Annotated in this window: 20 protein-coding genes; 6 read left to right on the top strand and 14 right to left on the bottom strand. The window is 69.4% G+C overall.

Going from position 1 to position 23752, the window contains the following annotated elements; translation table 11 throughout:
- Nucleotides 1-13: 13 nt before the first annotated feature.
- The 4 genes from INR38_RS00450 (at nucleotide 14) to INR38_RS00435 (ending at nucleotide 5680) form a co-directional block, all read left to right on the top strand.
- Nucleotides 14-514 carry a tail fiber protein gene (locus INR38_RS00450; RefSeq protein ID WP_013800555.1) on the top strand — a complete coding sequence of 167 codons (501 nt, stop codon included), beginning with the start codon at nucleotides 14-16 and terminating at the stop codon, nucleotides 512-514.
- 28 nt (nucleotides 515-542) lie between these two features.
- Nucleotides 543-1085: a tail fiber protein gene (locus INR38_RS00445; protein WP_013800554.1), complete on the top strand. Its 543-nt coding sequence runs from the start codon at nucleotides 543-545 to the stop codon at nucleotides 1083-1085.
- 29 nt (nucleotides 1086-1114) lie between these two features.
- Nucleotides 1115-5374, top strand: coding sequence for an IPTL-CTERM sorting domain-containing protein (locus INR38_RS00440; RefSeq protein WP_207442436.1), 4260 nt, complete (start codon nucleotides 1115-1117; stop codon nucleotides 5372-5374).
- Nucleotides 5375-5470: 96 nt separating this feature from the next.
- Nucleotides 5471-5680, top strand: a complete 210-nt coding sequence (locus INR38_RS00435; RefSeq protein WP_123695702.1) for an oxidoreductase-like domain-containing protein — start codon at nucleotides 5471-5473, stop codon at nucleotides 5678-5680.
- A 29-nt stretch (nucleotides 5681-5709) separates the two neighbouring features.
- Here INR38_RS00435 and INR38_RS00430 read toward each other — a convergent pair whose 3' ends face one another.
- The 4 genes from INR38_RS00430 to INR38_RS00415 form a co-directional block, all read right to left on the bottom strand.
- Nucleotides 5710-6180, bottom strand: coding sequence for a RidA family protein (locus tag INR38_RS00430; RefSeq protein WP_198821071.1), 471 nt, complete (start codon nucleotides 6178-6180; stop codon nucleotides 5710-5712).
- Nucleotides 6181-6248: 68 nt separating this feature from the next.
- Nucleotides 6249-7064: an ABC-2 family transporter protein gene (locus tag INR38_RS00425; RefSeq protein ID WP_012207604.1), complete on the bottom strand. Its 816-nt coding sequence runs from the start codon at nucleotides 7062-7064 to the stop codon at nucleotides 6249-6251.
- Between the two features lie 5 nt (nucleotides 7065-7069).
- Nucleotides 7070-7921, bottom strand: coding sequence for an ABC transporter permease (locus tag INR38_RS00420; protein ID WP_207442437.1), 852 nt, complete (start codon nucleotides 7919-7921; stop codon nucleotides 7070-7072).
- Nucleotides 7922-7926: 5 nt separating this feature from the next.
- Complete coding sequence (locus INR38_RS00415) at nucleotides 7927-8793, bottom strand: ABC transporter ATP-binding protein (RefSeq protein WP_207442438.1); 867 nt, start codon at nucleotides 8791-8793, stop codon at nucleotides 7927-7929.
- Nucleotides 8794-8935: 142 nt separating this feature from the next.
- On the opposite strand from INR38_RS00415, the gene INR38_RS00410 reads away from it, so the two are divergent.
- Nucleotides 8936-10720 (top strand): monovalent cation:proton antiporter-2 (CPA2) family protein, encoded by a 1785-nt coding sequence (locus INR38_RS00410; RefSeq protein ID WP_207442439.1) that lies wholly within the window; start codon nucleotides 8936-8938, stop codon nucleotides 10718-10720.
- Between the two features lie 33 nt (nucleotides 10721-10753).
- Here INR38_RS00410 and INR38_RS00405 read toward each other — a convergent pair whose 3' ends face one another.
- The 8 genes from INR38_RS00405 to INR38_RS00370 all read right to left on the bottom strand — a co-directional run bounded on the left by INR38_RS00405 (nucleotide 10754) and on the right by INR38_RS00370 (nucleotide 20565).
- Nucleotides 10754-11143, bottom strand: coding sequence for a VOC family protein (locus INR38_RS00405; RefSeq protein WP_012207608.1), 390 nt, complete (start codon nucleotides 11141-11143; stop codon nucleotides 10754-10756).
- A gap of 66 nt (nucleotides 11144-11209) precedes the next feature.
- Nucleotides 11210-11563: an energy transducer TonB gene (locus INR38_RS00400; RefSeq protein WP_099732732.1), complete on the bottom strand. Its 354-nt coding sequence runs from the start codon at nucleotides 11561-11563 to the stop codon at nucleotides 11210-11212.
- Between the two features lie 68 nt (nucleotides 11564-11631).
- Entirely contained in the window at nucleotides 11632-13986 is a 2355-nt protein-coding gene (locus INR38_RS00395) for a helicase C-terminal domain-containing protein (RefSeq protein WP_207442440.1), read from the bottom strand.
- Nucleotides 13983-15659 carry a VRR-NUC domain-containing protein gene (locus tag INR38_RS00390; RefSeq protein ID WP_207442441.1) on the bottom strand — a complete coding sequence of 559 codons (1677 nt, stop codon included), beginning with the start codon at nucleotides 15657-15659 and terminating at the stop codon, nucleotides 13983-13985. The genes INR38_RS00395 and INR38_RS00390 overlap by 4 nt, the downstream gene beginning before the upstream one ends.
- Before the next feature lie 109 nt (nucleotides 15660-15768).
- Nucleotides 15769-16581: a glucose 1-dehydrogenase gene (locus INR38_RS00385; RefSeq protein WP_207442442.1), complete on the bottom strand. Its 813-nt coding sequence runs from the start codon at nucleotides 16579-16581 to the stop codon at nucleotides 15769-15771.
- Between the two features lie 82 nt (nucleotides 16582-16663).
- Nucleotides 16664-18523 carry a CocE/NonD family hydrolase gene (locus INR38_RS00380; protein ID WP_207442443.1) on the bottom strand — a complete coding sequence of 620 codons (1860 nt, stop codon included), beginning with the start codon at nucleotides 18521-18523 and terminating at the stop codon, nucleotides 16664-16666.
- A gap of 11 nt (nucleotides 18524-18534) precedes the next feature.
- On the bottom strand, nucleotides 18535-19512 hold the full coding sequence (locus INR38_RS00375; RefSeq protein WP_207442444.1) for a tripartite tricarboxylate transporter substrate binding protein: 978 nt from the start codon (nucleotides 19510-19512) through the stop codon (nucleotides 18535-18537).
- A 36-nt stretch (nucleotides 19513-19548) separates the two neighbouring features.
- On the bottom strand, nucleotides 19549-20565 hold the full coding sequence (locus tag INR38_RS00370) for a porin (protein WP_207442445.1): 1017 nt from the start codon (nucleotides 20563-20565) through the stop codon (nucleotides 19549-19551).
- Between the two features lie 165 nt (nucleotides 20566-20730).
- On the opposite strand from INR38_RS00370, the gene INR38_RS00365 reads away from it, so the two are divergent.
- Entirely contained in the window at nucleotides 20731-21657 is a 927-nt protein-coding gene (locus INR38_RS00365) for a LysR family transcriptional regulator (RefSeq protein ID WP_207442446.1), read from the top strand.
- Between the two features lie 21 nt (nucleotides 21658-21678).
- On the opposite strand, the gene INR38_RS00360 is transcribed toward INR38_RS00365, so the two are convergent.
- On the bottom strand, nucleotides 21679-22431 hold the full coding sequence (locus INR38_RS00360) for an ABC transporter permease (RefSeq protein ID WP_170962118.1): 753 nt from the start codon (nucleotides 22429-22431) through the stop codon (nucleotides 21679-21681).
- On the bottom strand, nucleotides 22428-23669 hold the full coding sequence (locus INR38_RS00355; protein ID WP_047219193.1) for an ABC transporter substrate-binding protein: 1242 nt from the start codon (nucleotides 23667-23669) through the stop codon (nucleotides 22428-22430). Before INR38_RS00355 ends, INR38_RS00360 begins: the two co-directional genes overlap by 4 nt.
- Between the last annotated feature and the right edge of the window lie 83 nt (nucleotides 23670-23752).

Below are 23752 nucleotides of genomic sequence, written 5' to 3'. Positions count from 1 at the left end.
ACAGGAGCACTTCATGGAACCCTTTCTCGGAGAGATCCGCGCATTCGCCTTTGGCCAGGTCCCAAGGGGCTGGCTGCTGTGCAACGGAGCGATTCTGCCGATCAGTACGAACCAGGCCTTGTTTGCGCTGCTGGGCAACCGATACGGCGGCAATGGCTCGACGAACTTCGGCCTGCCCGATCTGCGTGGTCGCGCGCCCATTGGATACGGCGGCGGCGTTGTGCTCGGCTTGATCGACGGTACGGAAAACGTCACGCTGACCCCCAGCCAGATGCCCCAGCACACACACCAGCTGCTGTCCAGCGCTGCGGTGGCCACCACCAATGTCCCCGGCGGCAATGTGATGGCCGAGGCCGCCAATGGCCTGTCTGCCTATGGCGCGCCCACCAATTCCTTCATGGCTGCCACCGCCGTGGACATCAGCGGCGGCAGCCAGCCTCACCAGAACATGCAGCCCTCGCTGGTCATCAACTGGTGCATCGCCAGCTCCGGGATCTTCCCGCCCCGCAACTGAACAAGCCTCCCCACAAGGAAACATCCATATGGCAGATCCCTTCTACGGCGAGGTCCGCGCATTCGGCTTCTCCTTCGCTCCTGTCAACTGGGCCTTTTGCGCAGGCCAGACCATACAGGTACAGCAGAATGCAGCGCTTTTTGCGGTCATCGGAAGCCGGTTCGGCGGTAACGGAACCACCAATTTCATGCTGCCCAATCTGCAGGGCAAGGCCGCCATGGGCGCCGGCACGGGACCTGGACTGAGCTTCCGCGACATCGGTGAAACCATGGGCACAGCCACCGAAACGCTGACCCTTGCGCAGATACCGGCGCACAGCCACGGCATCAGCGCCCAGGGCGCCGGCGCCACGGCGGCCACCCCCAGCGGCAACTTGCTGGCGCAGGGCATGCAAGGCGTACCGCCCCGGGGCAGTGCCAGGCCCACCTATGCAGCGGGAGCTGCCACTTCGGCCATGGCGCCGACAGCGCTGCTGCCCGTCGGCGGCAACCAGGCCCACAGCAATATGCAACCCGTTCTGGCGCTGAATTTCTGCATCTGCCTGTCCGGCGAATTCCCCGTCAGGCCCTGACGTTCTTCCACCTCCAGCCATTGCCCGCCATGCCCACCAACCACACCCCCAGGCCCAAGTCCGCTTCACGCATGCTGTCCATGTGGTTTGCGTGGTTCATAGGGTTGGTGATGGCACTGGCGGCTCCGGCCCATGCCGCAGTGACTTCGGGGATCATCGGTTTCGGGACCGGCGCCGCCTCTGGCTACCCTGCGGTCACCTCGAACTACAACGGGTTGAACTTCATCAGCGACTGGTCCTATTTCGCTGAAGTGGACCTGATAACAGGCACTCCGGGGATCGTCACCTCTGGCGATGCGATCACAGCCACCGCCCTGGACGGCACAGCCCGCATCACGGCGGTCAATGGCACGGACCGCTTCAGCCTCGCCCAGGTGCGCATCTTTGCGTATGGCGACATGTCTGCATTCACGTTCACCGGCTATCGGGGCGGCAGCCCTGCGCCTGGCGCAGTCGTGAACGTCCCCAAGACGTCCGCAATGACCACGCAATTCGTCACGGTCAGCCTCGGCGCATTGGTGGACGTGGATGAAGTGCGCGTGTCCAACAACGGCGCCACGGAACCATTCAACTTCGCCTTCGATGATCTGGCCGTCGATGTCTATCCCCCTGCCACACCCACGGCGACGGCGCTGTCGCCCACGAGCGGCCTGGCCGCTGGCGGATATCCGGTCACCATCATCGGAGCCAACTTCACCAACGTGATCGGCAGCTCCATCGTGACCGCAGTGAGCTTCGGCGGCACGCCGGCGACCAGCTTCACGGTCGACAGCGCCACCCAGATCACGGCCACGGCACCGGCAGGATCAGGCACGGTAAACGTGACCGTCACGACGGCAGGCGGCACCAGCGTCACTGCCGCAGCCAATCAGTTCACCTATCTGCCCGCGCCCACGGTGGCATCCGTCTCGCCCAACTTTGGCCCGCAGGCAGGCGGCACCAGCGTGGTCATCACCGGCACCAACCTGTCCGGCGCCACCGCCGTGCTATTCGGCGCGACAACCGCCAGCTATGTCGTCAACAGCGCCACCCAGATCACCGCCACCTCGCCTGCGGGTACAGGCACGGTCGATGTGCGCGTCACAACGACGGGCGGCACCAGCGCCATCAGCGGGGCCGATCAATTCAGCTACCTGGCAACGCCCACGATCACCAGCATCGCGCCCACGGCAGGCCCTCAGGCGGGCGGCACGGCGGTCACCATCACGGGCACGAACTTCATCGGCACCACGGGCGTGAACTTCGGCGCCTCGGCAGCGACCGGCTTCACGGTCAACAGCGCCACCAGCATCACGGCCACGGCGCCGCCCGGAACGGGCACGGTGGACATCCGCGTCAGCAACTCCGTCGGCACCAGTCCCACCAGTGCCGCCGACCAGTTCACCTATGTGGCGGCACCGTCGGTCACCTCCATCTCGCCCACGGCAGGCCCCACAGGTGGCGGCACCACGGTGACCATCACCGGTACCGGCTTCGCCGCAGCACCTGGCACCGGCGCCGTGCGCTTTGGCGCCACGACCGCCACCTACACCATCAACAGCAACACCCAGATCACAGCCACTGCGCCCACGGGCAGCGCCGGCACGGTCGATGTGACGGTGACCACGGTGGGCGGCACCAGTGCCACCAGCGCAGCCGATCAGTTCACCTATGTGTCAGCACCCACGGTGACTTCCGTCTCGCCCACGGCAGGGCCCACCGCAGGAGGAACCTCGGTGGTCATCACCGGCACCAACTTCTCCGGCACCACTGCCGTGACCTTCGGCGCCACGGCCGCCACAGGCTTCACGGTCAACAGCGCCACGCAGATCACAGCCACCGCGCCTGCCCACGCAGCGGGCACGATCGACGTGCGCATCACCACCGTGGGCGGCACCAGCGCCATCAGTGCGGCCGACCAGTTCACCTACGTGGCCGCGCCCACGGTGACTTCCGTCTCGCCCACGGCAGGGCCAGCCGCAGGAGGAACCTCGGTGGTCATCACCGGCACCAACCTCTCCGGCGCCACGGCCGTGACCTTCGGCGGCACGGCCGCCACGGGCTTCACGGTCAACAGCGCCACGCAGATCACAGCCACCGCGCCTGCAGGGTCGCCGGGCACGGTCGATGTGCGCGTCACCACGACTGGTGGCACCAGCGCCACCGGCGCGGCAGACCAGTTCACCTACGTGGCCACGCCCACGGTGACCTCCATCTCGCCCACCAGCGGCCCGCAGGCAGGCGGCACCACGGTGGTTCTTACCGGCACCAACCTGGGCGGCGCCACGGCCGTGACCTTCGGCGCCACGGCCGCCACGGGCTTCACGGTCAACAGCGCCACGCAGATCACGGCCACATCGCCTGCCGGCACGGGCACGGTAGATGTGCGCATCACCACCGCGGGCGGTACAAGCGCCACCAGCGCGGCCGACCAGTTCACCTATGTGCCTGCGCCCACGGTGACGTCCATCTCGCCCACCAGCGGCCCACAAGCGGGCGGCACCACGGTGACCCTGACCGGCACCAACCTGTCCGGCGTCACGGCCGTGACCTTCGGCGCCACGGCCGCCACGGGCTTCACGGTCAACAGCGCCACGCAGATCACGGCCACATCGCCTGCCGGCACGGGCACGGTAGACGTGCGCATCACCACCGCAGGCGGTACCAGCGCCACCAGCGCGGCCGACCAGTTCACCTATGTGCCTGCGCCCACGGTGACTTCCGTCTCGCCCGCAAGCGGTTCTTCGATTGGTGGCACCACGGTCACCCTGACCGGCACGAACTTCACCGGCGCCACGGCCGTGACCTTCGGCGGCACGGCAGCCACGGGCTTCACGGTCAACAGCGCCACGCAGATCACGGCCACCGCGCCTGCAGGATCGGCGGGCACGGTCGATGTGCGCGTCACAACGACTGGCGGCACCAGCGCCACCGGCGCGGCAGGCCAGTTCACCTATGTGGCCATCACGGTGACGCCCGCGACGCTGGCCGGCACGCCCAAGGTAGGCGTCTCGTTCAACGAGGCCCTGACCGCCAGCGGCGGCGCAACGCCCTACACCTTTGCAATGGCCGGCGGCAGCATGCTGCCCACAGGCCTGTCGCTGTCGCCCGCCGGGGTGATCAGCGGCACGCCCACGGCGGCCGGGGCCTTCAGCTTCACGGTGCAGGCGACCGACAGCAGCAGCATCAGCGGCCAGCGCACCTACAGTGGCAGCGTGGCGGCAGCCACGGTGGTGCTGACGCCTGCAGCTTCCACGCTGCCGGCTGCCAGGCTGAACACGGCCTATGCAGGGCAGACCTTCACTGCCAGCGGAGGCACGGCGCCCTACACCTACGCCAGCAGCGGCACGCTGCCGACCGGAATGACGTTCAACGCCAGCACCGGTGTTCTGAGCGGCACGCCCACCGCGGCGGGAAGCTTCACCTTCACCATCACGGCCACGGACTCCTCCACGGGCACGGGTGCTCCGTTCACCTCGGGCAGCACCAGCTACACCCTGGTGGTGAACTCCACCAACGCCGACCTCAGCGCCCTGGCTCTTAGCAGCGGCACGCTCGCACCGGGCTTTGGTGCAGGCACCCTGGCCTACACGGCCACCGTGCCCAACACCAGCAGCACAGTCACGGTGACAGCCACCGCAGCCGATGCGGGCGCCACGATCCTGGTCAACGGCGCAGCGGCCTCCACCCCGGTGGCGCTGAATGTGGGCAGCAATACCGTGTCCATCGAAGTCACGGCGCAGGACGGCACGACCAAGAAAACCTATGTGGTGACGGTGACGCGCGAGGCCAGGCAAAGCGCCTCGGGCTCGGGTGTGGATCTGGGCATTGCCAACAGCAGCCCCACCTGCACGCTGACTGCGGCCAGCTTCACCTCGCCTTCTGCCGTGGCCGGCTCGCTGGGCCCGCTGCCGGCGGCCTTCACCTACCCGCAGGCCGCCGTGGACTTCACGGCCAAGCAGTGCGCCCCCAGCAGCACGCTGACCGTGACACTCACCTTCACGTCCCCCGTGCCCGCCAACGCGCAGCTGATGAAGTACGACGCCACCGCAACGCCCAAGTGGCAGCCCTTCACGCCCACCATCAGTGGCAACCAGGTCAGCTACACCATCGTGGACGGCGGCCTGCGCGATGACGACAAGACGGTCAACGGCGAGTTCGTCGATCCCGTCATCCTGGCCCTGCCTGCAGTCCCCGCAGGAGCGCAGAGCATCCCCACGCTGGACCGCTGGGGCCTGCTGCTGCTTTCGCTGATGGCGGGAGCCGCCGGCTTCATGGGCATGGCGCGCAGGCAGCGTACCGGACGGTAAGACGCGTCAACAAGCAACCCGCGCTGCTGCATGTCGGCAGCGCGGGTTTGCTTTTGGTGCTCTACAGAAAGCCCCGTGGCGCGAGACAATCGCCCCATGACCACCGCGCCGATTCCCGTTCCCGCAGATCCCGCCGCCTCCGCCGACCCCATGCCCCAGCCGCCCGAGCAGCCCGACCTGGACGCCTGCTGCGGCAATGGCTGCGACCCCTGCATCTTCGACAGCTATGACCTGGCCATGGACGAGTACCGCCAGGCGCTGCGGGCCTGGAAGGCGCGCAACGAAACGCCAGCGGGCCAGGGATAGGAATAGGGATAGGGATAGGGGTAGCGCGATCAGTCCACGCGGGCGATCAGGTCCAGCTCCACGGCCGCGCCCTTGGGCAGCTGCAGCACGCCCACCGAAGTGCGCGTGTGGGCACCCACGGGGCCCAGCACCCGGGCGATGAGGTCGGAGGCGCCATCGGCCACCTCGCTTTGCTGGGTGAAATCGGGCGCCGAGCGCACATAGACGGTGATGCGCGCAACGGCGCGCACGGCATCGAGCGAGCCGGCCGCGCGCTGCACGAAGGCCAGGGCGCGCATGGCGCAGATGGCGGCGGCCGTTCTGGCCGATGCCAGGTCGATCCCGCCGCCGACCGTCCCCACATAGAGCACTTCATCGCCCACGCGGGGAATCTGCCCGCTGACGAACAGCTGCTGGCCGTCGCGCACGACGGGGCTGTAGTTGCCGCCTATCTTGATCTCGCCATCGAAGCGGTGGCCGAGCTCGAGGGCGGCCTGGGCGAAGCGTTCATCTGCTGTCATGGTCTGGTGTCCGGAGTAAGGCAAGCGCGCAGTCTAGAGCGTGTGGTGCACCGGCGCCTGCGGCGGCTTCAACTGCCCGTGGACGCGTAATGCCTCACCCCCATGCGCCAGGCGCCCGAGGCCAGCCAGAGGAAGGCAAAGCCGGCCAGCGGCGAGACCCAGCCCAGCCAGGCTGGCGCGCCCAGCGGGTCGGGCTTGCCCAGCACGGCCAGCGCCGGGTAGTAGGCCACGCAGGCCAGCGGCACGGCGAAGGTCAGCAGGCGGCGGAACCACTGCGCGTACAGGGCCAGCGGGTACTGGGCGGCCTCGACGCTGCCGTAGCTCAGCACATTGGCGGCCTCCAGGCTTTCCACGGTCCAGAACGAGAGCGCGCCCTGCAGCACCAGGATGCCCAGGAACAGCGCCACGCCGCCTGCCACGGCGAACAGCGCCACGGCGACGGCCTGGGGCGTCCACGCCACGGCGCCTTGGGCCGTGGCAAAGCCCAGCACCAGCAGGCCCTGCAGCAGGCGGCCCAGGCGGCTGATGCGCACGTCATGGCCCATGAGCTGCAGCCACACGGGGCGCGGGCGCAGCAGCAGGCGGTCGAAGGCGCCCGTGCGCAGGAACTGCGTGCCCAGCACGTCGAAGCCCCGGCCCAGCGCATCGGCCAGGGCGAACATGCAGTTCACCAGGCCATAGAACACGGCCACTTCGCCGATGCGCCAGCCCTGCACCTCGCCAAACCGGTGGAACAGCGCCCAGACGGCGATGACCTCGATGCCCGTGACCAGGAACTGGCCCAGGGTCAGCATCAGCGCCGAGGCCGGGTAGCGCGCCTGCCCGCCCAGCGAGGCCAGCGCCAGGCGCAGGAACATGGACAGCGATCCTTTTTGCTTGGCCATGGCGCTCACCCGCCCTGCACTTCAAGGCCGCGCATGGTGCGCGCCATGGCCACGCGGCCCAGGGCCACGATCACGGCAATCCACAGGGCTTGCAGCGCCAGGCAGGCCAGCATCTGCGCACCCGCCATCTGGCCGAAATAGATGCGCGCAGGGATGTCCATCACACCGGCCAGCGGCTGCAGCAGCAGCGCGGTCTGCCAGGCGTCGGGCATCAGCGCCAGCGGCAGCAGGTTGCCCGACAGCACGATGACCACGGGCGCGGCCAGCGTGTTGATGCCTTTTTCATTGAGCGCGGCGGCAGCGGCAACATTCAGCAGCATGACCAGTGCCGTGGACAGCAGCAGCGCCAGCAGCATGGACGCGGCAAAGCCCAGGCCTGCGGCCCAGCCGACCGGCGGCTGCCAGCCCCAGTCGCCCAGCCCCATCAGCGGCAGGGCCAGCCCTGCAAACGCCACCATCAGCGCCACGCGCGGCAGCACGCGCGCGGCGATCCAGCCAGCCGAGCGCACGAACCACAGCGCATAGGCATCCACGGGCCGCAGCCGGTCATAGGCGATGGCGCCCGTGCGCACGGCCAGGGCCACGTCGGGGTCGCCGCTCCAGGGCAGCAGCGCGAACAGGCCCTGGGCCAGCCAGGTGTAGGTGATGGCGTGCTCCAGCGAAATCGGCGCGCCGGCCGATGCCGAGGCGCTGCCGTAGAACGCCGCCAGCACCATGGTCTTGATGGCGCCCCACCAGCACTGCGTGGCAAAGCCCGCGTAGGCGGCCGTGCGGTACTGCAGCATCAGCAGAAAGCGCGAGGCGAAGGCGGCCTTGTAGGGGCGCAGCAGGTGTCGCAGGCGGTGGTGCGGTCCCATGGCGCTCAGACCTCCGAGGCACCATGCATGGCGTAGAAGCGGGCGATCACGGCCTCGATGGCCATGTCCTGCCCCTCGCCCTCGCCTTCGCCTTGGCCTTCGACCGTGCCATCGCGCTGCGCCGCCACCACCTGGGCGCGCAGCGCATCGACCGCGCAGTCGGCCAGCACGCGGCCATGGCCGATGACGATGACGCGCCGGGCCAGCGCCTCGATGTCGTGCATGTCATGCGTGGTCAGCAGCACCGTGGTGCCGCGTTCGCGGTTGGCGCGCAGCACGAACTCGCGCACGGCCAGCTTGGAGGGTGCGTCCAGGCCGATGGTGGGCTCGTCCAGGAACAGGATCTCAGGCTCGTGCAGCAGGGCCGCGGCGATCTCGGCGCGCATGCGCTGGCCCAGGGACAGCTGGCGCACGGGCTGGTCCAGCAGCCGCTCCAGGTTCAGCATGGCCACCAGCTCGTCGCGGGTGCGCGCAAAGCGCAGCGGATCGACGCGGTACAGGTCGCGCAGCAGGTTGAAGCCGTCGCCCACGGGCAGGTCCCACCACAGCTGCGAGCGCTGCCCGAAGACCACGCCGATGCGGCCCACATGGCGCTGGCGGTCGGCGAAGGGGTCGCGCCCGTCCACCTCCACGCGCCCGCCATCGGGCCGCAGGATGCCCGACAGGATCTTGATGGTGGTGGACTTGCCCGCGCCGTTGGGGCCGATGAAGCCCAGCAGCTCGCCACGCTCCAGCGCAAACGACACGCCATCCAACGCCTGCACCGTGCGGTGGCGCGGGCGCACCAGCGCGCGCAGCGCGCCCATCACGCCGGGGTCGCGTTCATGGATGCGGTAGGTCTTGCGGAGGTCGTGGACGAGGATCTGGGGCATGGCGCTGGGCGGTGAGGTGAGCGCAGAGGGGGGCACAGAGGGGGCGCGATTCTACACAGGACCGGGCTTTGCTATCCTGCGCGCAAATTCGCGGATGGAAATCCGCCTTGCCGCACGCACGCACGCACAAAGGAAACACAACATGGCAGCTGAAGGCAATGCAAGCCAGCTCGTAGGAATCGTCACGCTGCTGGGGGCCGCCGTGGTGGCCGTGCCGCTGTTCAAGCGGCTGGGTCTAGGCGCCGTGCTCGGCTACCTGGCCGCTGGCCTGGCCATAGGCCCCTACGGGCTGGGCCTGGTGACGGATGCGCAGACCATCCTGCACGTGGCCGAGCTGGGCGTGGTGATGTTCCTCTTCGTCATCGGGCTGGAGATGAAGCCTTCGCACCTGTGGGATCTGCGCGGCCAGATCTTCGGGCTGGGCAGCCTGCAGGTGGTGGTGTGCGCGCTGCTGCTCACGGGCGTGGGCATGGCTTTCGGCTTTCCGTGGCAGGTGGCCTTCGTGAGCGGGGCGGGCTTCGTGCTCACCTCCACGGCCATCGTCATGCAGGTGCTGGCCGAGCGTGGCGACATCCTGGCGCCGCGCGGCCAGCGCATCGTCTCCATCCTGCTGTTCGAGGACCTGCTCATCGTGCCGCTGCTGGCCGTGGTGGCGTTTCTGGCGCCTGCCGATGCGGCGCCCGTGGCGACTTCGCCCCTGTGGCAACGCGCGGGCGTGGCCCTGCTGTCGCTGGGCGCGCTGGTGGGCGCGGGCCTGTGGCTGCTGAACCCGCTGTTCCGCATCCTGGCCAAGGCCAAGGCGCGCGAGGTGATGACGGCCGCCGCGCTGCTGGTGGTGCTGGGCGCCGCCTTGCTGATGGAGATGGGCGGCCTGTCCATGGCCATGGGCGCCTTCGTGGCGGGCGTGCTGCTGTCCGAATCCTCGTTCCGCCACCAGCTGGAGGCCGATGTGGAGCCCTTCCGCGGCCTGCTGCTGGGCCTGTTCTTCCTGGGCGTGGGCATGGCGCTGAACCTGGAGGTGGTGGCGCTGAACTGGCGCATCGTGGGCATGGGCGTGGTCGCGCTGATGCTGGGCAAGGCGCTGTGCATCTATGCCGTGGCCCGCGTGGCACGCAGCAGCCATGCCGATGCGCTGGACCGCGCCATCCTCATGGCCCAGGGCGGGGAGTTCGCCTTCGTGCTGTTTGCCGAGGCGCTCAAGCTCAAGGTACTCAGCCCCGAGGTGCATGCCAACATGACGGCCATCGTCGTGCTGTCCATGGCCATCACGCCGCTGGTGGTGGTGGTGCACAAGCGCCTGGCAGGCGCCGAGGCCGTGTCGCTGGACGGCGTGGAGGCGCCGCAGGACCTGCGCGGCAACGTGCTAGTCATCGGCTTCGGCCGCGTGGGCCAGATCGCCAGCCAAGGGCCGCTGGCCCGTGGCGCCAAGCTGTCCATCATCGACAACGACCCCGACGTGATCCGCAACGCCGAGCCCTACGGCTTCAAGGTCTACTTCGGCGACGGCGCGCGCGCCGACATCCTGCATGCGGCCGGCGCCAGCCATGCCAGCGCCATCCTGGTCTGCGTGGACAGCAAGGCCGCCGCCACGCGCATCGTGGAGAACGTGCGCCACGAATGCCCGCACGCCCGCCTCATCGTGCGCGCCTATGACCGCGAGCACGCGCTGGAGCTCATCCAGAAGGACGCCGACCATGTCGTGCGCGAGAGCTTCGAGTCCGCCCTGCTCATGGGCCGCCATGCCGTGCTGGCCCTGGGCGCCACCGAGGACGAGGCCCGGACGCTGGAGGCCGAAGTGCGCGGCCGCGATACCGAGCGCTTTGCGCTGGAGACCGCCGGCGGCAACTTTGCGGGGCGCGCACTGCTGCTGGGCAACATCGAGCGCATCGATCCGCCCCGGCACGACAAGCCCACCGCCAGGGACTGAGCGCGAAAGGGCTGCAGGGGCCGCAGGCCCCGCTCAATGCCGCTGGTTGATCTGTATGAGATTGCCGCAGGTGTCGTCGAACACCGCAATCGTGACCGGCCCCAGATGCGTCGGCGGCCTGGTGAAGCGCACGCCGGCCGCGCTCAGGCGCTCGTACTCGGCCTGCACGTCGTCCACGCCGAAGAAGGTGGCCGGCACGCCGTCGGCATGCAGGGCGGTCTTGAACGGCCTGGCGGCCGGGTGCATGTCGGGCTCCAGCAGCAGCTCCACGCCATCGGCATCGCCGGGCGATGTCAGGGTGAGCCAGCGCGCATCGCCGCCCATGGGAATGTCGTGCTTGAGAACGAAGCCGAGCACGTCGCGGTAGAAGGCCAGGGCCTTGTCCTGGTCGTCGACGAGCACGCTGGTGATGACGATCTTCATGGAATGCTCCTTGTGTCGCTGCGCAGGGCACGCACCGGGTACAAACCTGCCACCACCGGCATGCCGCTATTTCAGCAGGAAGGTGACGGGCACGCGCGTCCACATGCTGTCCGGCACGCCGTCGCGCGTGCCGGGGATAAAGCGCCACGTCCGCACGGCGTCCAGCGCCTCCTGGTCGAGCAGAGGATAGCCGCTGCTGTCTGCCACATCCACGGCCAGTGCCTTTCCGCTGGCGCCCACCAGAACCCGCAGCACCACCTTGCCTTCCTGCTCCAGCCGCCTGGCTTCCTTGGGATAGGCCGGCATCTTGTTCTCGCTGGCCTGCCTGTCGGGCACAGGCTGCACCACGCCTGCCGCAGCCGGGCCACCGGCCAGCAGGCCCAGGGTCAATGCAAGGATGGCGCAGCGCATGCGGGGCATTCGGAAGGCTCCTGGATGGGGACGGGATGGGGGTGGGGATGTCAGTCGCGGACTGGTGCGGGCCCGGATCATCGCATGCCCTCCACCCGCCACCAGCGCGGCAGCAGCGCCTGCACCTCGCCGCGCCGATAGCGGTCGTCGATGAGAAAGACCACGCCGCGGTCGCGCTCGCTGCGGATGACGCGGCCTGCGGCCTGGACCACCTTGCGCAGGCCCGGGTAGAGATAGCTGTAGTCATAGCCCTTGTCCGCGCCGAACTGGCGATCCATAGCGCGCTTCATCTCTTCGTTCACGGGATTGACCTGGGGCAGGCCCAGCGTGGCCACGAAGGCGCCGATGAGGCGCTCGCCGGGCAGGTCCACGCCCTCGGAGAACGCACCGCCCAGCACGGCAAAGCCCACGCCCTGCCCGGCTTCGGTGAAGCGGGCCAGGAAGGCCGCGCGACCCTCCTCGTCCATGGACGGGGTCTGCAGCCAGACCGGCAGATCGGGATGGGCGCGCTGCAGGCATTCGGCCACGCGCTGCAGGTAGTCGAAGCTGCTGAAAAAGCACAGGTAGTTGCCGGGCCGGCGCGCGTACTGCGCGGCCACGAGGTCGGCGATGGGCCGCAGCGAACGGTCTCGGTCGCGGTAGCGCGTGGAGATGTGGCCGGCCACCTGCACATCGAGCTGGTCGGCCTGGAAGGGCGAGTCGGCCTCCAGCCAGTGCGTGCCTTCGGGCAGGCCCAGGATGTCGCGGTAGAAGTGCGGCGGGCTCAGCGTGCCCGAGAACAGAACCGAGGCATGGGCCGCCGCATGGCGTGCCGCCAGGTGGGGCGCAGGCACTACGTTGCGTATGCACAGCGTGGAGGCCGGCGTCCTGTTCGGGCCGCTGCGCCCCGGCAGCACATGGACGTCGAACAGCGCATGGCCGCCGAACTGCTCGGCCAGCGCCATGAACTGCAGCGCCTCCCAGTAGAAGTCCAGCACGGGGTCGCCGGGCAGCATGGGGCTGTCGGCATTGGCGTCGGCGATGGCGGCCACGGCGCGCTGCACGGCGCCCAGCAGGCCTGCGGGCACTTCCTCATGGGCCTGGTAGCTGGCGGTCTGCTCCCTGTTCAGCGCGCTCCAGCTGCGGCTGAGCCGGTCCAGCGCCTTGCGCACGGCACCGGTGGCCGACTTGCGGGCGGCAGCCAGGGCGAACTGCGACAGCTCGGCCGTGTACATGCGGCGCGCGCGCTCGAGCAGGTTGTGGGCTTCGTCCACCAGCACGCCCACCTTCCATTGCTGGGCCTGGGTGAGCGCGTACAGCATGGCGGCGCTGTCGTAGAAGTAGTGGTAGTCGGCCACGACCACGTCGCTCCAGCGCACCAGTTCCTGGGACAGGTAGTAGGGGCAGATGTCGTGCGCCAGGGCGACGGCACGCACGGCGGGCGGGTCCCAGGGCGCTTGCTGCAGCGCGGCGGCGCGCGCGGCGGGCAGCCGGTCGAAGAAGCCGCGCGCCAGCGGGCAGGAGTCGCCGTGGCAGGCCTTGTCGGGATGCTCGCAGGCCTTGTCGCGCGCCAGGATGGCGAGCACGCGCAGCCTTGCGGGTGGCGCGGGTGGCGAGGGCAGCGGTTGCGGCGCAGCCGGTTCCTGCGGCGGTGGCTGGTGCTGCTCGGCGATCTGCCGGTTCACGCTGGCCAGCGCCTGCAGTGCCAGGCCATGGCCCGTGCCCTTGGCCGTGAGGAAGAACAGACGGTCCAGGCCCTGGTCCGGCATGGCCTTGAGCATGGGGAAGATGGTGCCCAGCGTCTTGCCGATGCCCGTGGGCGCCTGCGCCATCAGGCACTGGCCGCCCTGCTGCGCGCGCGCCACGCGGTAGACGGCCACGGCCAGCTCGCGCTGGCCCGCGCGAAAGCCCTGCATGGGAAAGCGCAGCGCGGCCAGCGCCGCCTCGCGCGCCGCGCGGTGGGCGGCCTCGCTGCGTGCCCAGTCCAGGAACAGCGCGCATTGCTGCTCGAAGAAGGCGCGCAGAGTGGCCGCGTCTTCCTCCTGCACCAGCACGGTTTCCTCCGAGTTGCCCACGTTGAAATACACCAGCGCCACGCGCAGCCGCTGCAGGCCGCGCGCCTGGCACAGCAGATGGGCGTAGATGCGCGCCTGGGCCCAGTGCAGGGCGCGGTGGTGGGCGCGCACGCCCTCGATCTGGCCCCGGTAGGTCTTGATTTCCTCCAGCTGGCCAGCCCCGGCGTCGAAGCCGTCGGCGCGGCCGCGCACGCGCAGGTCGCCGTATTCACCGGCCAGGCTGATCTCGGTCTCGTAGTCCTTGCCCCTGCGCGACTGCACCAGGCTGTGGCCGGCCATGCCCTCCAGCGCGCTGGGCGCGGGTGTGAAGCGCAGGTCCAGGTCGCCCGCGCGTGCCGTGAACTCGCACAGCGCGCGCACGGCCACGGTGTAGCTCACGCGGCCTCTCCCAGCGGCTGGCCGCGCCACTGCACATGGCACACGCGCACGGGAATGCCGTGCTCGGCACAGTACTGCAGCCAGCGGATCTGGTTGTCCTGCAGCTTGTCGCCGGGGGCCTTGGCCTCGACCAGTTCGTAGCGGCGCTCGGCCGGCCAGAAACGCACCAGATCGGGAAAGCCCGTGCGGTTGGCCTGCACGTCGCGCAGCAGCCGCGCAAAGAACAGCTTGAGGTGGGCGGCCGGAATGCAGTCCAGCGCCAGCGCCAGCAGCGGCGCGCTCAGCGTGCCCCAGAACACGAAGGGCGACTGCAGGCCCTGCTTGTCGGCATGGCGCTGCACGATGACCTCGCGCCAGCTGCCATCGTCCAGATGCGCCAGGCATTCCTCGAACAAGGCTGCGCGGCGCTGCACGAAGTCGGGCGCGGACAGGTCGGCCGGGCCGCTCTGGAACGGGTGGAAGAAGGCTCCCGGCAGCGGCGCGAAGATGGCCGGCCAGCACAGCAGGCCGAACAGCGAGTTGATGAGCGCGTTCTCCACATAAAACACCGGCGCGGCGTCGCTGTGCCAGTGGTCGCGCAGCACGTATTCGACGGAGCTGGGCCGGGCCGGCAGGTCCAGCTCCACGTCCATGCGCATCTGCGCCACCACGGGCGCCAGCGCCGCCGCACGCCCGCGCGCACCCTGCCCCAGGCTGCGGCGCAGGCGCGGCAGCATGCGCGCCACGCGCTGCAGTTCCTCGTCGCTCTCGGGCTGGGCCTGGGCGGCCTGGGCCAGCGCCATGGCATCGGCAAAGCGCTCCATGCGCTCGTACACGCGCATGCGCCGATGGCGGGCGCCGGGGTAGCGGCTTTGCGCATAGGCCTGCTCGGCACGCTCCCAGTCCTGCATGCGCTCGCAGGCCTGGCCTATGCGCAGCAGCACCTTGGCGCGGCGCTGCTCCAGCCAGGCATTGCCGCTGGCGCAGCCGACCACCTGCTGCAGCAGCGCATCGATCTCCACGCCCTCATCCAGCGCCGCGCGGCAGGCCTGCAGGGCCAGGTAGCCATCGACATCGGCGCGCGACTGGAAGGCCCGCGACGCCGCATCGAAGGCCACGGCCTCGTAGCGGAACACGCCCAGGTCGGCCAGCACGAATTCCGACCAGTCCTGGTAGAGATTGCCGAAGAACATCAGCCGAAAGCGCTCGCACAGCGCACCCACCATCACGCGCCAAGCGGCTTCGCCGGCTGCGACGCCCTGGGGCTGCCATTGCGCATAGGGCCTGGGCGCCTCATGCAGGGGCTGCAGGGCCTGCAAAAGCTCGGCCTTGCGCAGGCCTGAGTGAATGGGTGCGCCGGCGAACAGCTGCAGCAGCTCGGGCTTGGTGTGCAGCGCAAACAGCTCCTCCAGCGCCATGGGGTGGTCCGCGTCCAGCCAGCCCAGCTCCAGCAGGGGCGCGGCCGCGTCGGCAATGGCGGGAATCTCTTCGTACACCAGCTTGCCGGCCCGAAACCACGGCCCGCGCCGCATCAGCAAACGCACCATCAGCGCCTGCGAGGGCTGGGGCAGCTGCGTGAAACGGGTGAGGAATGCCTGCTCGGGCGCGTCCAGCAGATCGCCGTAACGCTGGCCAATCCAGTCCAGCGCGCGCTGGAAGTTGTGCAGGTAGTAGAAGCGGTGGGGAGGGAGCATGGGCCTGGCAGATCGGGCAGCCAGGCCGCTCGAAAACTGTATCTTTATACAGTCATCATATCAAACCCGGTAGTGCTCACTTCGCGCAACGGACTTGCCCCGGGCAGGCTCATCCGGCCAGGAAGCCGCCATCGGTCGCCAGGCAGTGCCCGACCACAAAGGCCGCCTCGTCCGACATCAGCCAGACGACGGCCGTGGCCACCTCCTGCGGATGGCCCATGCGCCGCAGCGGCAGGCCCGCCGCCACCGCATGCATGTCGGCAATGCCCGAGCCCAGCATCATGTCCGTGACCACGCGGCCAGGGGCAACGGCATTGATGCGGATGCCGCGCGGCGCGTACTCCATGGCGGCGGCGCGGGTCAGCGACAGGGCCGCAGCCTTGGAGGCGCCATACAGCGACAGGCCCGGATTGGGATTGCGTATGCCGCTGACGCTGGTGTTGTTCACGATGGTGCCGCCGCCCGTGGCCAGCATGGCCGCCAGTTCATGGCGCATGGCGTGGAAGACCGCACGCACATTCGTATCGAAGACCTGGGAGAAGACCGCGTCATCCTGCTCGGCCAGCGCGGCGCGCCGCTCCTGGAAGCCCGCATTGTTGAAGGCCGCGTCCAGCCGCCCGAAGCGCGCCACGGCCTGCTCCACCACCGCCGCCATGTCCTCCTGCCGCGTTGCATCGCAGGCCAGGAAAAGGCCGTCCGCCCCCTGCTGTCGGATTTCCTGCTCCAGCTGCAGGCCCAGCTCACGGCGGCGCCCCGTGACCACCACGGCGGCAGCGCCCTCCTCGGCCATGCGCAGGGCGGTGGCCCGGCCTATGCCGCTGGTGGCGCCCACCACCAGGCAGACACGCCCCCGCAGCCGCCCCGATGGTGCAAGGGCCGGCAGGGGGCCGGCCAGTTCCAACTGACGCTGCTGCATGTCCATGGCGATGTTCCTTCGCAATTTGGTTGCATGATACAACCAAATTGCGAAACATGCCAGACTGCCAAACGCGTGTGCTCTCCGCCTAGACCGCCACCACCGGCAGCACGATGCGCGAGGCATGGCAGCCACCCAGGTGCAGGCTGTTGACCGCCACCTGCCTGGGCCCCGCACTGCCCTCGGGCGCGCCGGTGTTGGGGTTCACGTCGAAGCGCGGGAAGTTGCTGCTGGAGATGTCCAGGCGGATGCGGTGGCCCTTGCGGAACAGGTTGGAGGTGGGCATGGGCTCGATGGTGATGGCCACCACCTCGCCGGGCGTCATCAGTTCGGGCTGCTCCCATGAGTTGCGGTAGCGGCAGCGCAGGATGCCGTCGGTGATGTTCATCGCATAGCCCTGCGGATGGTCGGCGCTGGGCGGGTACTGGTCGATGAGCTTGGCGGTGAAGTCCGTGTCGGGCGCGGACGAGGACACCTGCAGCTCGATGGTGATGGTGCCCGTGACCTCCAGGTCTTGCTGCAGCGGCTCGGTCTGGAACACCAGCACGTCGCCGCGCTCGGACAGCGGGCCGTAGGGCGGACGGGCGGCGAAGGTGTTCTCGTGCGTGGTCTGGTCGTAGGCGCCTGCGAACATCAGCGGCTCGCCCGAGGTGATGGAGCCGCCCAGGGTGGGCACCGGGCAGGCCGGGTCAAAGCGGTAGCTGCGCACGCCCGGCTGCGGCGCGGGCTCGCGGGCCAGCCTGCCGTCGGCGTGCAGGTGCCAGGCCGTGGGCTGCGTGCCGGGCACGGGCCAGTGGTCGGCGCTGCGCCAGGCCCCGCCGTGGTCCAGCCGGCCCTGGGCCGTGCGCGCGCCCGATCCGCCGCCCATGCGGAAGTAGCGCACGGCGGCTTGCTGGCGCGCGGGCATGGGCCGGCCCTTGAGCCAGTGGTCGAACCAGGCCAGGCGCATGGCCACGTAGTCGTCGGCCAGTGCGCCGTCGAGCACGGCATCGGGCCCGAAATCCACATCGCCCGCATGCGGGACGCTGCGCTCGCCATGGGTCCAGGGACCCAGCACCATGCGGACCCGGCCATCGCCGCGCGACAGGCCCAGGTAGTTGTCCGTGGTGGTCTGCGCATACGGGTCCCACCAGCCGCACATCAGCATCACGGCCAGGCCGTCGAAGGCGCCGTAGTGGCCGGCGGCGTACAGCTCGGGCTGGCGCCAGTAGTCGTCAAAGCTGCCGCGCTCCCACTGGCTGAACAGGTAGCCCTCGTACTCGGGCGCCCACTGCAGCGGCGAGTCGCCGCGCGACCAGGGCAGGCGCAGGCACCACTGGCCGATGTCGGCCTGCTCCAGCGCCTGGCGCGCTGCGGGCTCCAGGTGGTTGCTGCCGCTGCGCGCATTGCGCAGGGCCCAGACGGCCTGCTTCAGCTCGAAGGCACCGCCGTGGCGTATGCCGCCCCGGTAGGCATTCGCAAAGCCGCCGCATTCCAGGAACATGGCCTTGAGGCCCGGCGGCCTTTGCGTGGCCAGCGCGGTCTGCGTGTGCGCGGCGTACGACAGGCCGTAGGTGCCCACGCTGCCGTTGCACCAGGACTGCTCCATGATCCATTGCAGGGTGTCGACGCCATCGTGGGCCTCGCCCAGGTATTTGGTGAACTGGCCTTCGGAGCCGAAGCGGCCCCGGCAGTCCTGCACGACCACGGCATAGCCTTCGCGCGCAAAGCGGGCCGCCACCTCGCCCCGGCGCATGGGAAGGGGGTTGGCCGCGCTGCGCTCGCGGCGCGTTTCCTCGTTCTTGCCGTAGGGCGTGCGCTCCAGCAGCACGGGCAGCGGTCCGGGATGGTGGGGGCCGAGGTTCCCGGGCAGATACAGGTCGGTGGCCAGGCGCACGCCATCGCGCATGGGCACGGCGAGGCTGTGGCGGACCACGCCGCCCAGGTGGGTGATTGATGTGTTGCTCATGCTGCTGGCGCTCAGTCGAGCTTGAGGTTGCGTTCCTTGACCAGCTTGGCCCAGCGCGCCGTGTCTTCCTGCATGAAGCGCGCCAGCTCCTGGGGCGTGGTGGGCGCGGGCTCGGCGCCCTGCGCCTCCAGCAACCTGGCCACTTCACGGTCCTGCAGCGAGCGCACCAGCGCGGCATTGACCTTGGCCACCACCGCAGGCGGCGTGCCGGTGGGCGCGAACAGCGCATACCAGATGTCGTATTCGAAGTCCTTGACGCCCGCCTCGGCCATGGTGGGCACCTGAGGCAGCGCGCGCGAGCGCGTGGCACTGGCCACGGCCAGCGGCGTGAGCTTGCCGGCCTTGATCTGCAGCACCACGCTGGGCACGGCATTGATGCCCAGCTGCACATGGCCGCCCACCAGTTCGTTGACGGCGGGCGCGCCGCCCTTGTAGGGAATCTGCAGCATGCGCGTGCCCGTGGCAGCCTGGAACATTTCCATGGACAGATGGCCTGGCGTGCCGTTGTCGCTGGAGCTGTAGTTCAGCGCACCGGGGTTCTTGCGCGCCAGCGCCACCAGCTCCTGCACGGTGCTCACATTGAGACTGGGGTGCGTGGTGAGGATGGGCACGTTGATCAGCACTCGCCCCACGGGCACGAAGTCGCGCGAGGGGTTGTAGGACAGCTTGCTGGACAGCAGGGGCGCCGTCACCATGCCCGAGCCCGCGCCCAGCAGCAGGGTGTAGCCATCGGCCGGCGCGGAAGACACCAGCTGGAAGCCATGCACGCCGGGGCGGTTGTCGATGACCACGGGCTGGCGCCACAGCTCGGACATCTTGCGGGCGACCACGCGCATGGCGGCATCGGCCGCGGCACCGGCGGGGAATGGCACGACGATGCGCACGGGCTTTTCCGGGAATTCGGCCGCATGGCCGGGCAAGGGCGCCAGGCCCAGCGCAAGGCCCAGTGCCAGGAAAGCCATGGACAGGAAGCGTTGGAAGTGGGTCATGGGAATCTCCATTCTTGATGCGGGTGTGCAGGACGGTCAGAAGTCATGGCGCACGCCCGCGCCGATGGCGAGCACGGCCACGTTGGGGCGGCTGGAGTCCACGCCGTCGTGGTCCACGAAGGCCTGCAGTTCGGTGCGCTTGGACAGCGCATAGGTATAGGCCAGCTGCTGGCGCCTGCGCTTGCCGGTCAGCGAGGTCTGCACGTCGCGCTGCATCAGGTTGAGCACCACGGCGTGCGCGCCATGGCGCAGCCGCGTGCCAAGCATCCAGTAGTCCACGTCGGCGCGCGAGACGCCGGGCTTGTGGTTGAAGCGGTCGCGGCCCAGCAGCACATAGGGCTCGATGGCACCAAAGCTGTAGCGCAGTCCCATCTGCCATTTGCTGTCGAACTCGTTGGCCAGCAGGCCCCCGGCGCGCGTGTCCTTGGCGTAGCCCAGGCCGGCCGCCCACGGGCCTGCGGCGTAGCTCAGGCCCAGGTCCAGCGATCTGGCGTCGTCCTCCAGCCCTGGGGCCTTGGCATCGCCGCGCAGGTAGTAGCGCGCACGGAACACCGTGCCGCCCCACGACGGGCTTTGGTAGCCCAGCGAGTTGGAGGTGCGGTTGCGCGCATTGAGCATGGAGGTGCCGATGGCCGTGGCCCCGGCGTCATTGGCCGCGAACGAGGTGATGCCCGTGACCTGCGAGTACAGCGGCGAGCCCGTGGGATTGGCCGAGTCCAGCCGGCCCAGGGCCACCGTGCCCAGGCTGCCGCGCAGCGCCACGTAGCTGTTGCGAAAGGCCGGCGTGGTCAGCGAGCCCGTGTCCGCATCCAGCCCCATCTCCATGCCGAACAGCGCCTGCAGGCCGCCGCCCAGCTCCTCCTTGCCGCGAAAGCCCAGGCGCGAGGCGTTGTCGCGCTCCTCCATGGTGGAGCCGGCATTGCCGGTCTTGAGGTGGTTCACGGTCAGCCGGATCTGGCCGTAGACCTGCATGTCCTGCGCATGCGCAATCGGGTGGCCCAGGGCCGCGATGGACAGGCTGCAGACGGCGGCAATGCTTGGCAGGGCCTTCATGGAATCTTGCTCCTTGTGTTGTGCGTGTTCTGACGCCGCCGATTCTCAGGAGCCCCCGCATCCACCACAACGGTATGACGGACGCGTATTACCCTATGCGATTCGTGATGCGCCGTGCGCGCCCCCGGCCGCGCTGCCATCATGCAAGCACCGCCTGTACAACCCATGAATTTCAAGCAACTCGAAGCCTTCCAGGCCATCATGCTCAGCGGCTCCACCACGGGTGCGGCCGAGCGCCTGGGGCTGTCCCAGCCCGGCATCAGCCGCCTGCTGGCCCAACTGGAGCAGGACCTGGGCCTGCGGCTTTTCATCCGCGAAAAAGGCCGCCTGGTGCCCACGCAGGAGGCCGAGGCCCTGCTGCACGACGCCCAGGTGCTCATGGATTCGGCCCAGTGCTTTCGCCGCCATGCCGAGCAGTTGCGGCTGGGCGGCTTCAAGCGCCGGCTGCTCAAGGTGGCCGTGCCCGGCACCCTGGCCACCTCGCTGATGCCGGCCATTGCCCACCAGTTCATGCAGGCGCATCCCGACGTGGTGCTGGAAGTGCTGTCGGGCTCCTATACCGAGACCGAGCGGGCCCTGCTGAGCCGAGATGCCGACATCGGCCTGGTGCGCCTGCCCATGACCATGCCCGGCCTGCGCACGCGGGCCTGCCTGGAGTCCGAGGCCGTCTGCATCATGCCCAGAGGCCATGCGCTGCAGGCGCTGGACGAGGTGACGCCGTCAGATCTGGTGGACGCCCCGCTGATCCTGCTGGGCCGCCAGCGCGAGATCCGCCAGGAGATAGACATGGCCTTTCGCCATGCGCGTGTGCAGCCGCGCGTGGCCGTGGAGGTGCATTCCGTGGGCGAGGCCTGCGCCCATGTGGCGCAGGGCCTGGGCGTGTCCATGGTCAACGGCCTGCTGGCCAGCTACTGCCAGCCCGGCGCCCTGTCCAGCCGCCCGTTCAGGCCGCGCATCCGCTACCAGCTGGCCATTGCCTCGCTGGAGGCGGCGGCGCCGTCGCCCCTGCAGGACACGCTGATCGCCCTGCTGGTCCAGGCCATCGTGGCCACCGGGCATGCCGCCCCGGTGGGCGACATGCCGAAGGCCTGATGCCCCGATGATGCCGGCCGCTCAGTGCATCCAGCGCTGGTGCAGCCAGCGCGCCGCATGGTCCAGCGCATAGCCCAGGGCGCCGATCAGCACCACGGCGGCCATCAGCTCCGAGTAGGCCAGGCGGTCGCGCGTGTCGAGGATGAAGTAGCCCAGGCCGGCCGACACGCCCAGCATTTCTGCGGGCACCAGCACGATCCAGATGATGCCGATGGCCAGGCGCACGCCCGTGAGGATCTGGGCCGTGATGCCGGGCAGCACCACGCGCAGCACGGTCTCGGTGCGCGTGGCCGACAGGCTGCGCGCCAGCAGCAGCCAGTTGCGGTCCAGCTGGGCCACGCCGGCCGCCGTGCTCAGCAAGATGGGCCAGACGGCGGCGAAGGCCAGCAGGAAGTACACGGGCGCGTCGCCCACTCCCAGCACCATCACGGCAATGGGCATCCACGACAGCGGCGAGATCATGCGCAGGAACTGGAACACGGGCGAGAACGCCTGTGAGAACCCGCGCGACAGGCCCACCAGCACGCCCAGCGGCACGCCGACCACGAAGGCCAGCAGCAGGCCCACGGCCACGCGCTGCAGGCTCAGCAGGGTGTGCATCCAGATGTCGGCGCCCGTCAGCAGCTGGCCCAGCGCCTGCAGGGAAGGCCAGGGCGCGAAGGCCGCAGCCACGGGCGTGCTGCGCGCCAGCAGCGCGCCGCCCACCCACCACAGGGCCAGGACCAGGGCCGCGCCCAGCAGCGGCAATCCAATACGTCGCAACACCTGGCTCACACCACGATGGTTTCGCGGCGCGAGAAATCGGCCGGAATGCCGAAGACCTGCGGGCCGCCCACGGCCTGGATGGCCTTGCGCACGAAGCGGTCGTCCACCAGGTCGGTGGCCGCGAACTTGGGCTCCAGCTTGTCGAGGAAGCGCGTGTCGCCCTCGACCTTGGTGGCCTTGATGGCGCGCACCAGCTGCTCGGTGTACGACGGATAGGGATAGGGCTGGAAGTCGATGCGCCGCTGGTGCCAGCCCTTGTTGACGACCACGCCGCTGGCCTCGTAGCTGGCGTAGTCGGTGGCGGCCAGCACCTTGGACAGCGTCTGCTGCGGATGCGGCGTGTAGCGGCGCTCGCCGGTGCTCGACAGCAGGCGCGCGGCGGCCAGGCGGTTGTCGCGCGTCCACAGCTGGGCCTTGACCACGGCATTGGTCACGCGCTGCGCCCATTCGGGCTTGTCGGCGATATCGCGCTCGGCCAGGAAGGTGACGCAGCAGGCGTGGTCCTTCCAGACATCGCCCGAGAAGCGCAGCATCTTGCCCACGCCCGCGATCTCGGCGGCGGCGTTGAAGGGCTCGGCCACGATGAAGCCCGCAATCGACTTGCCGGCCAGGGCCGAGACCATTTCGGCCGGTGCCAGCACCACGAGGTTGACCTCGTTGGCCGCAATGGCGCCGCCGCGCGCGCGGGTCACGGCCGTGAGGCCGGCCTTGCGCAGCACGTCCTGCAGCAGGATGTTGTGGATGGAGTACCAGAACGGGATCGCCACGGTCTTGCCGCCCAGGTCCTGCACCTTCTGGATCTCGGGCAGCACGGTCAGGCCCGAGCCGTTGACGTGGTTCCAGGCCACGATCTTGGCGGGGAACTTGGCGCCGTAGCGCACCCACAGCGTGGAGGGCGTGAGCAGGTGGATGACGTTGACCTGGCCCGAGACGAAGGCCTCGACGATCTGGGCCCAGGAGCGGAACAGGCGCGGCGCCTCGGCCTTGAGGCCTTCGGCCTCGAACAGGCCGTTGCCGTGGGCCACCAGCAGCGGCGTGGCGTCGGTGATGGGCAGGTAGCCGATCTTCACGGGCTGGTCATCGCCCTTGAAGGCCTGGGCGCGCGCATCGCCTGCGGCCAGCAGCGGCGCGGCCACCGAGGCCGTGGCCAGCGCGCCCAGGCGCAGCATGTCCCGCCGCGTGAGGCCGCAGCCGCAGTCCGACGAGGCGCAGATGTGGGTGTAGGAAGGGTGGTCCTGGAAGCTCATGCGAAAGACCTTTCAGAAGAGCATGGTTGAAGTCGAAGAAATGGCGGATCGGCAGATCGGCAGGCGGGCAGGCAGGCGAGCCG

It is taken from the genome of Delftia sp. SD018, assembly GCF_017355445.1.
GTDB classification, from domain to species: Bacteria; Pseudomonadota; Gammaproteobacteria; order Burkholderiales; family Burkholderiaceae_C; genus Comamonas; species Comamonas acidovorans.
The sequence above is the reverse complement of the archived record's forward strand: the minus strand, read 5'-3'. Positions and strand labels throughout refer to the sequence as shown.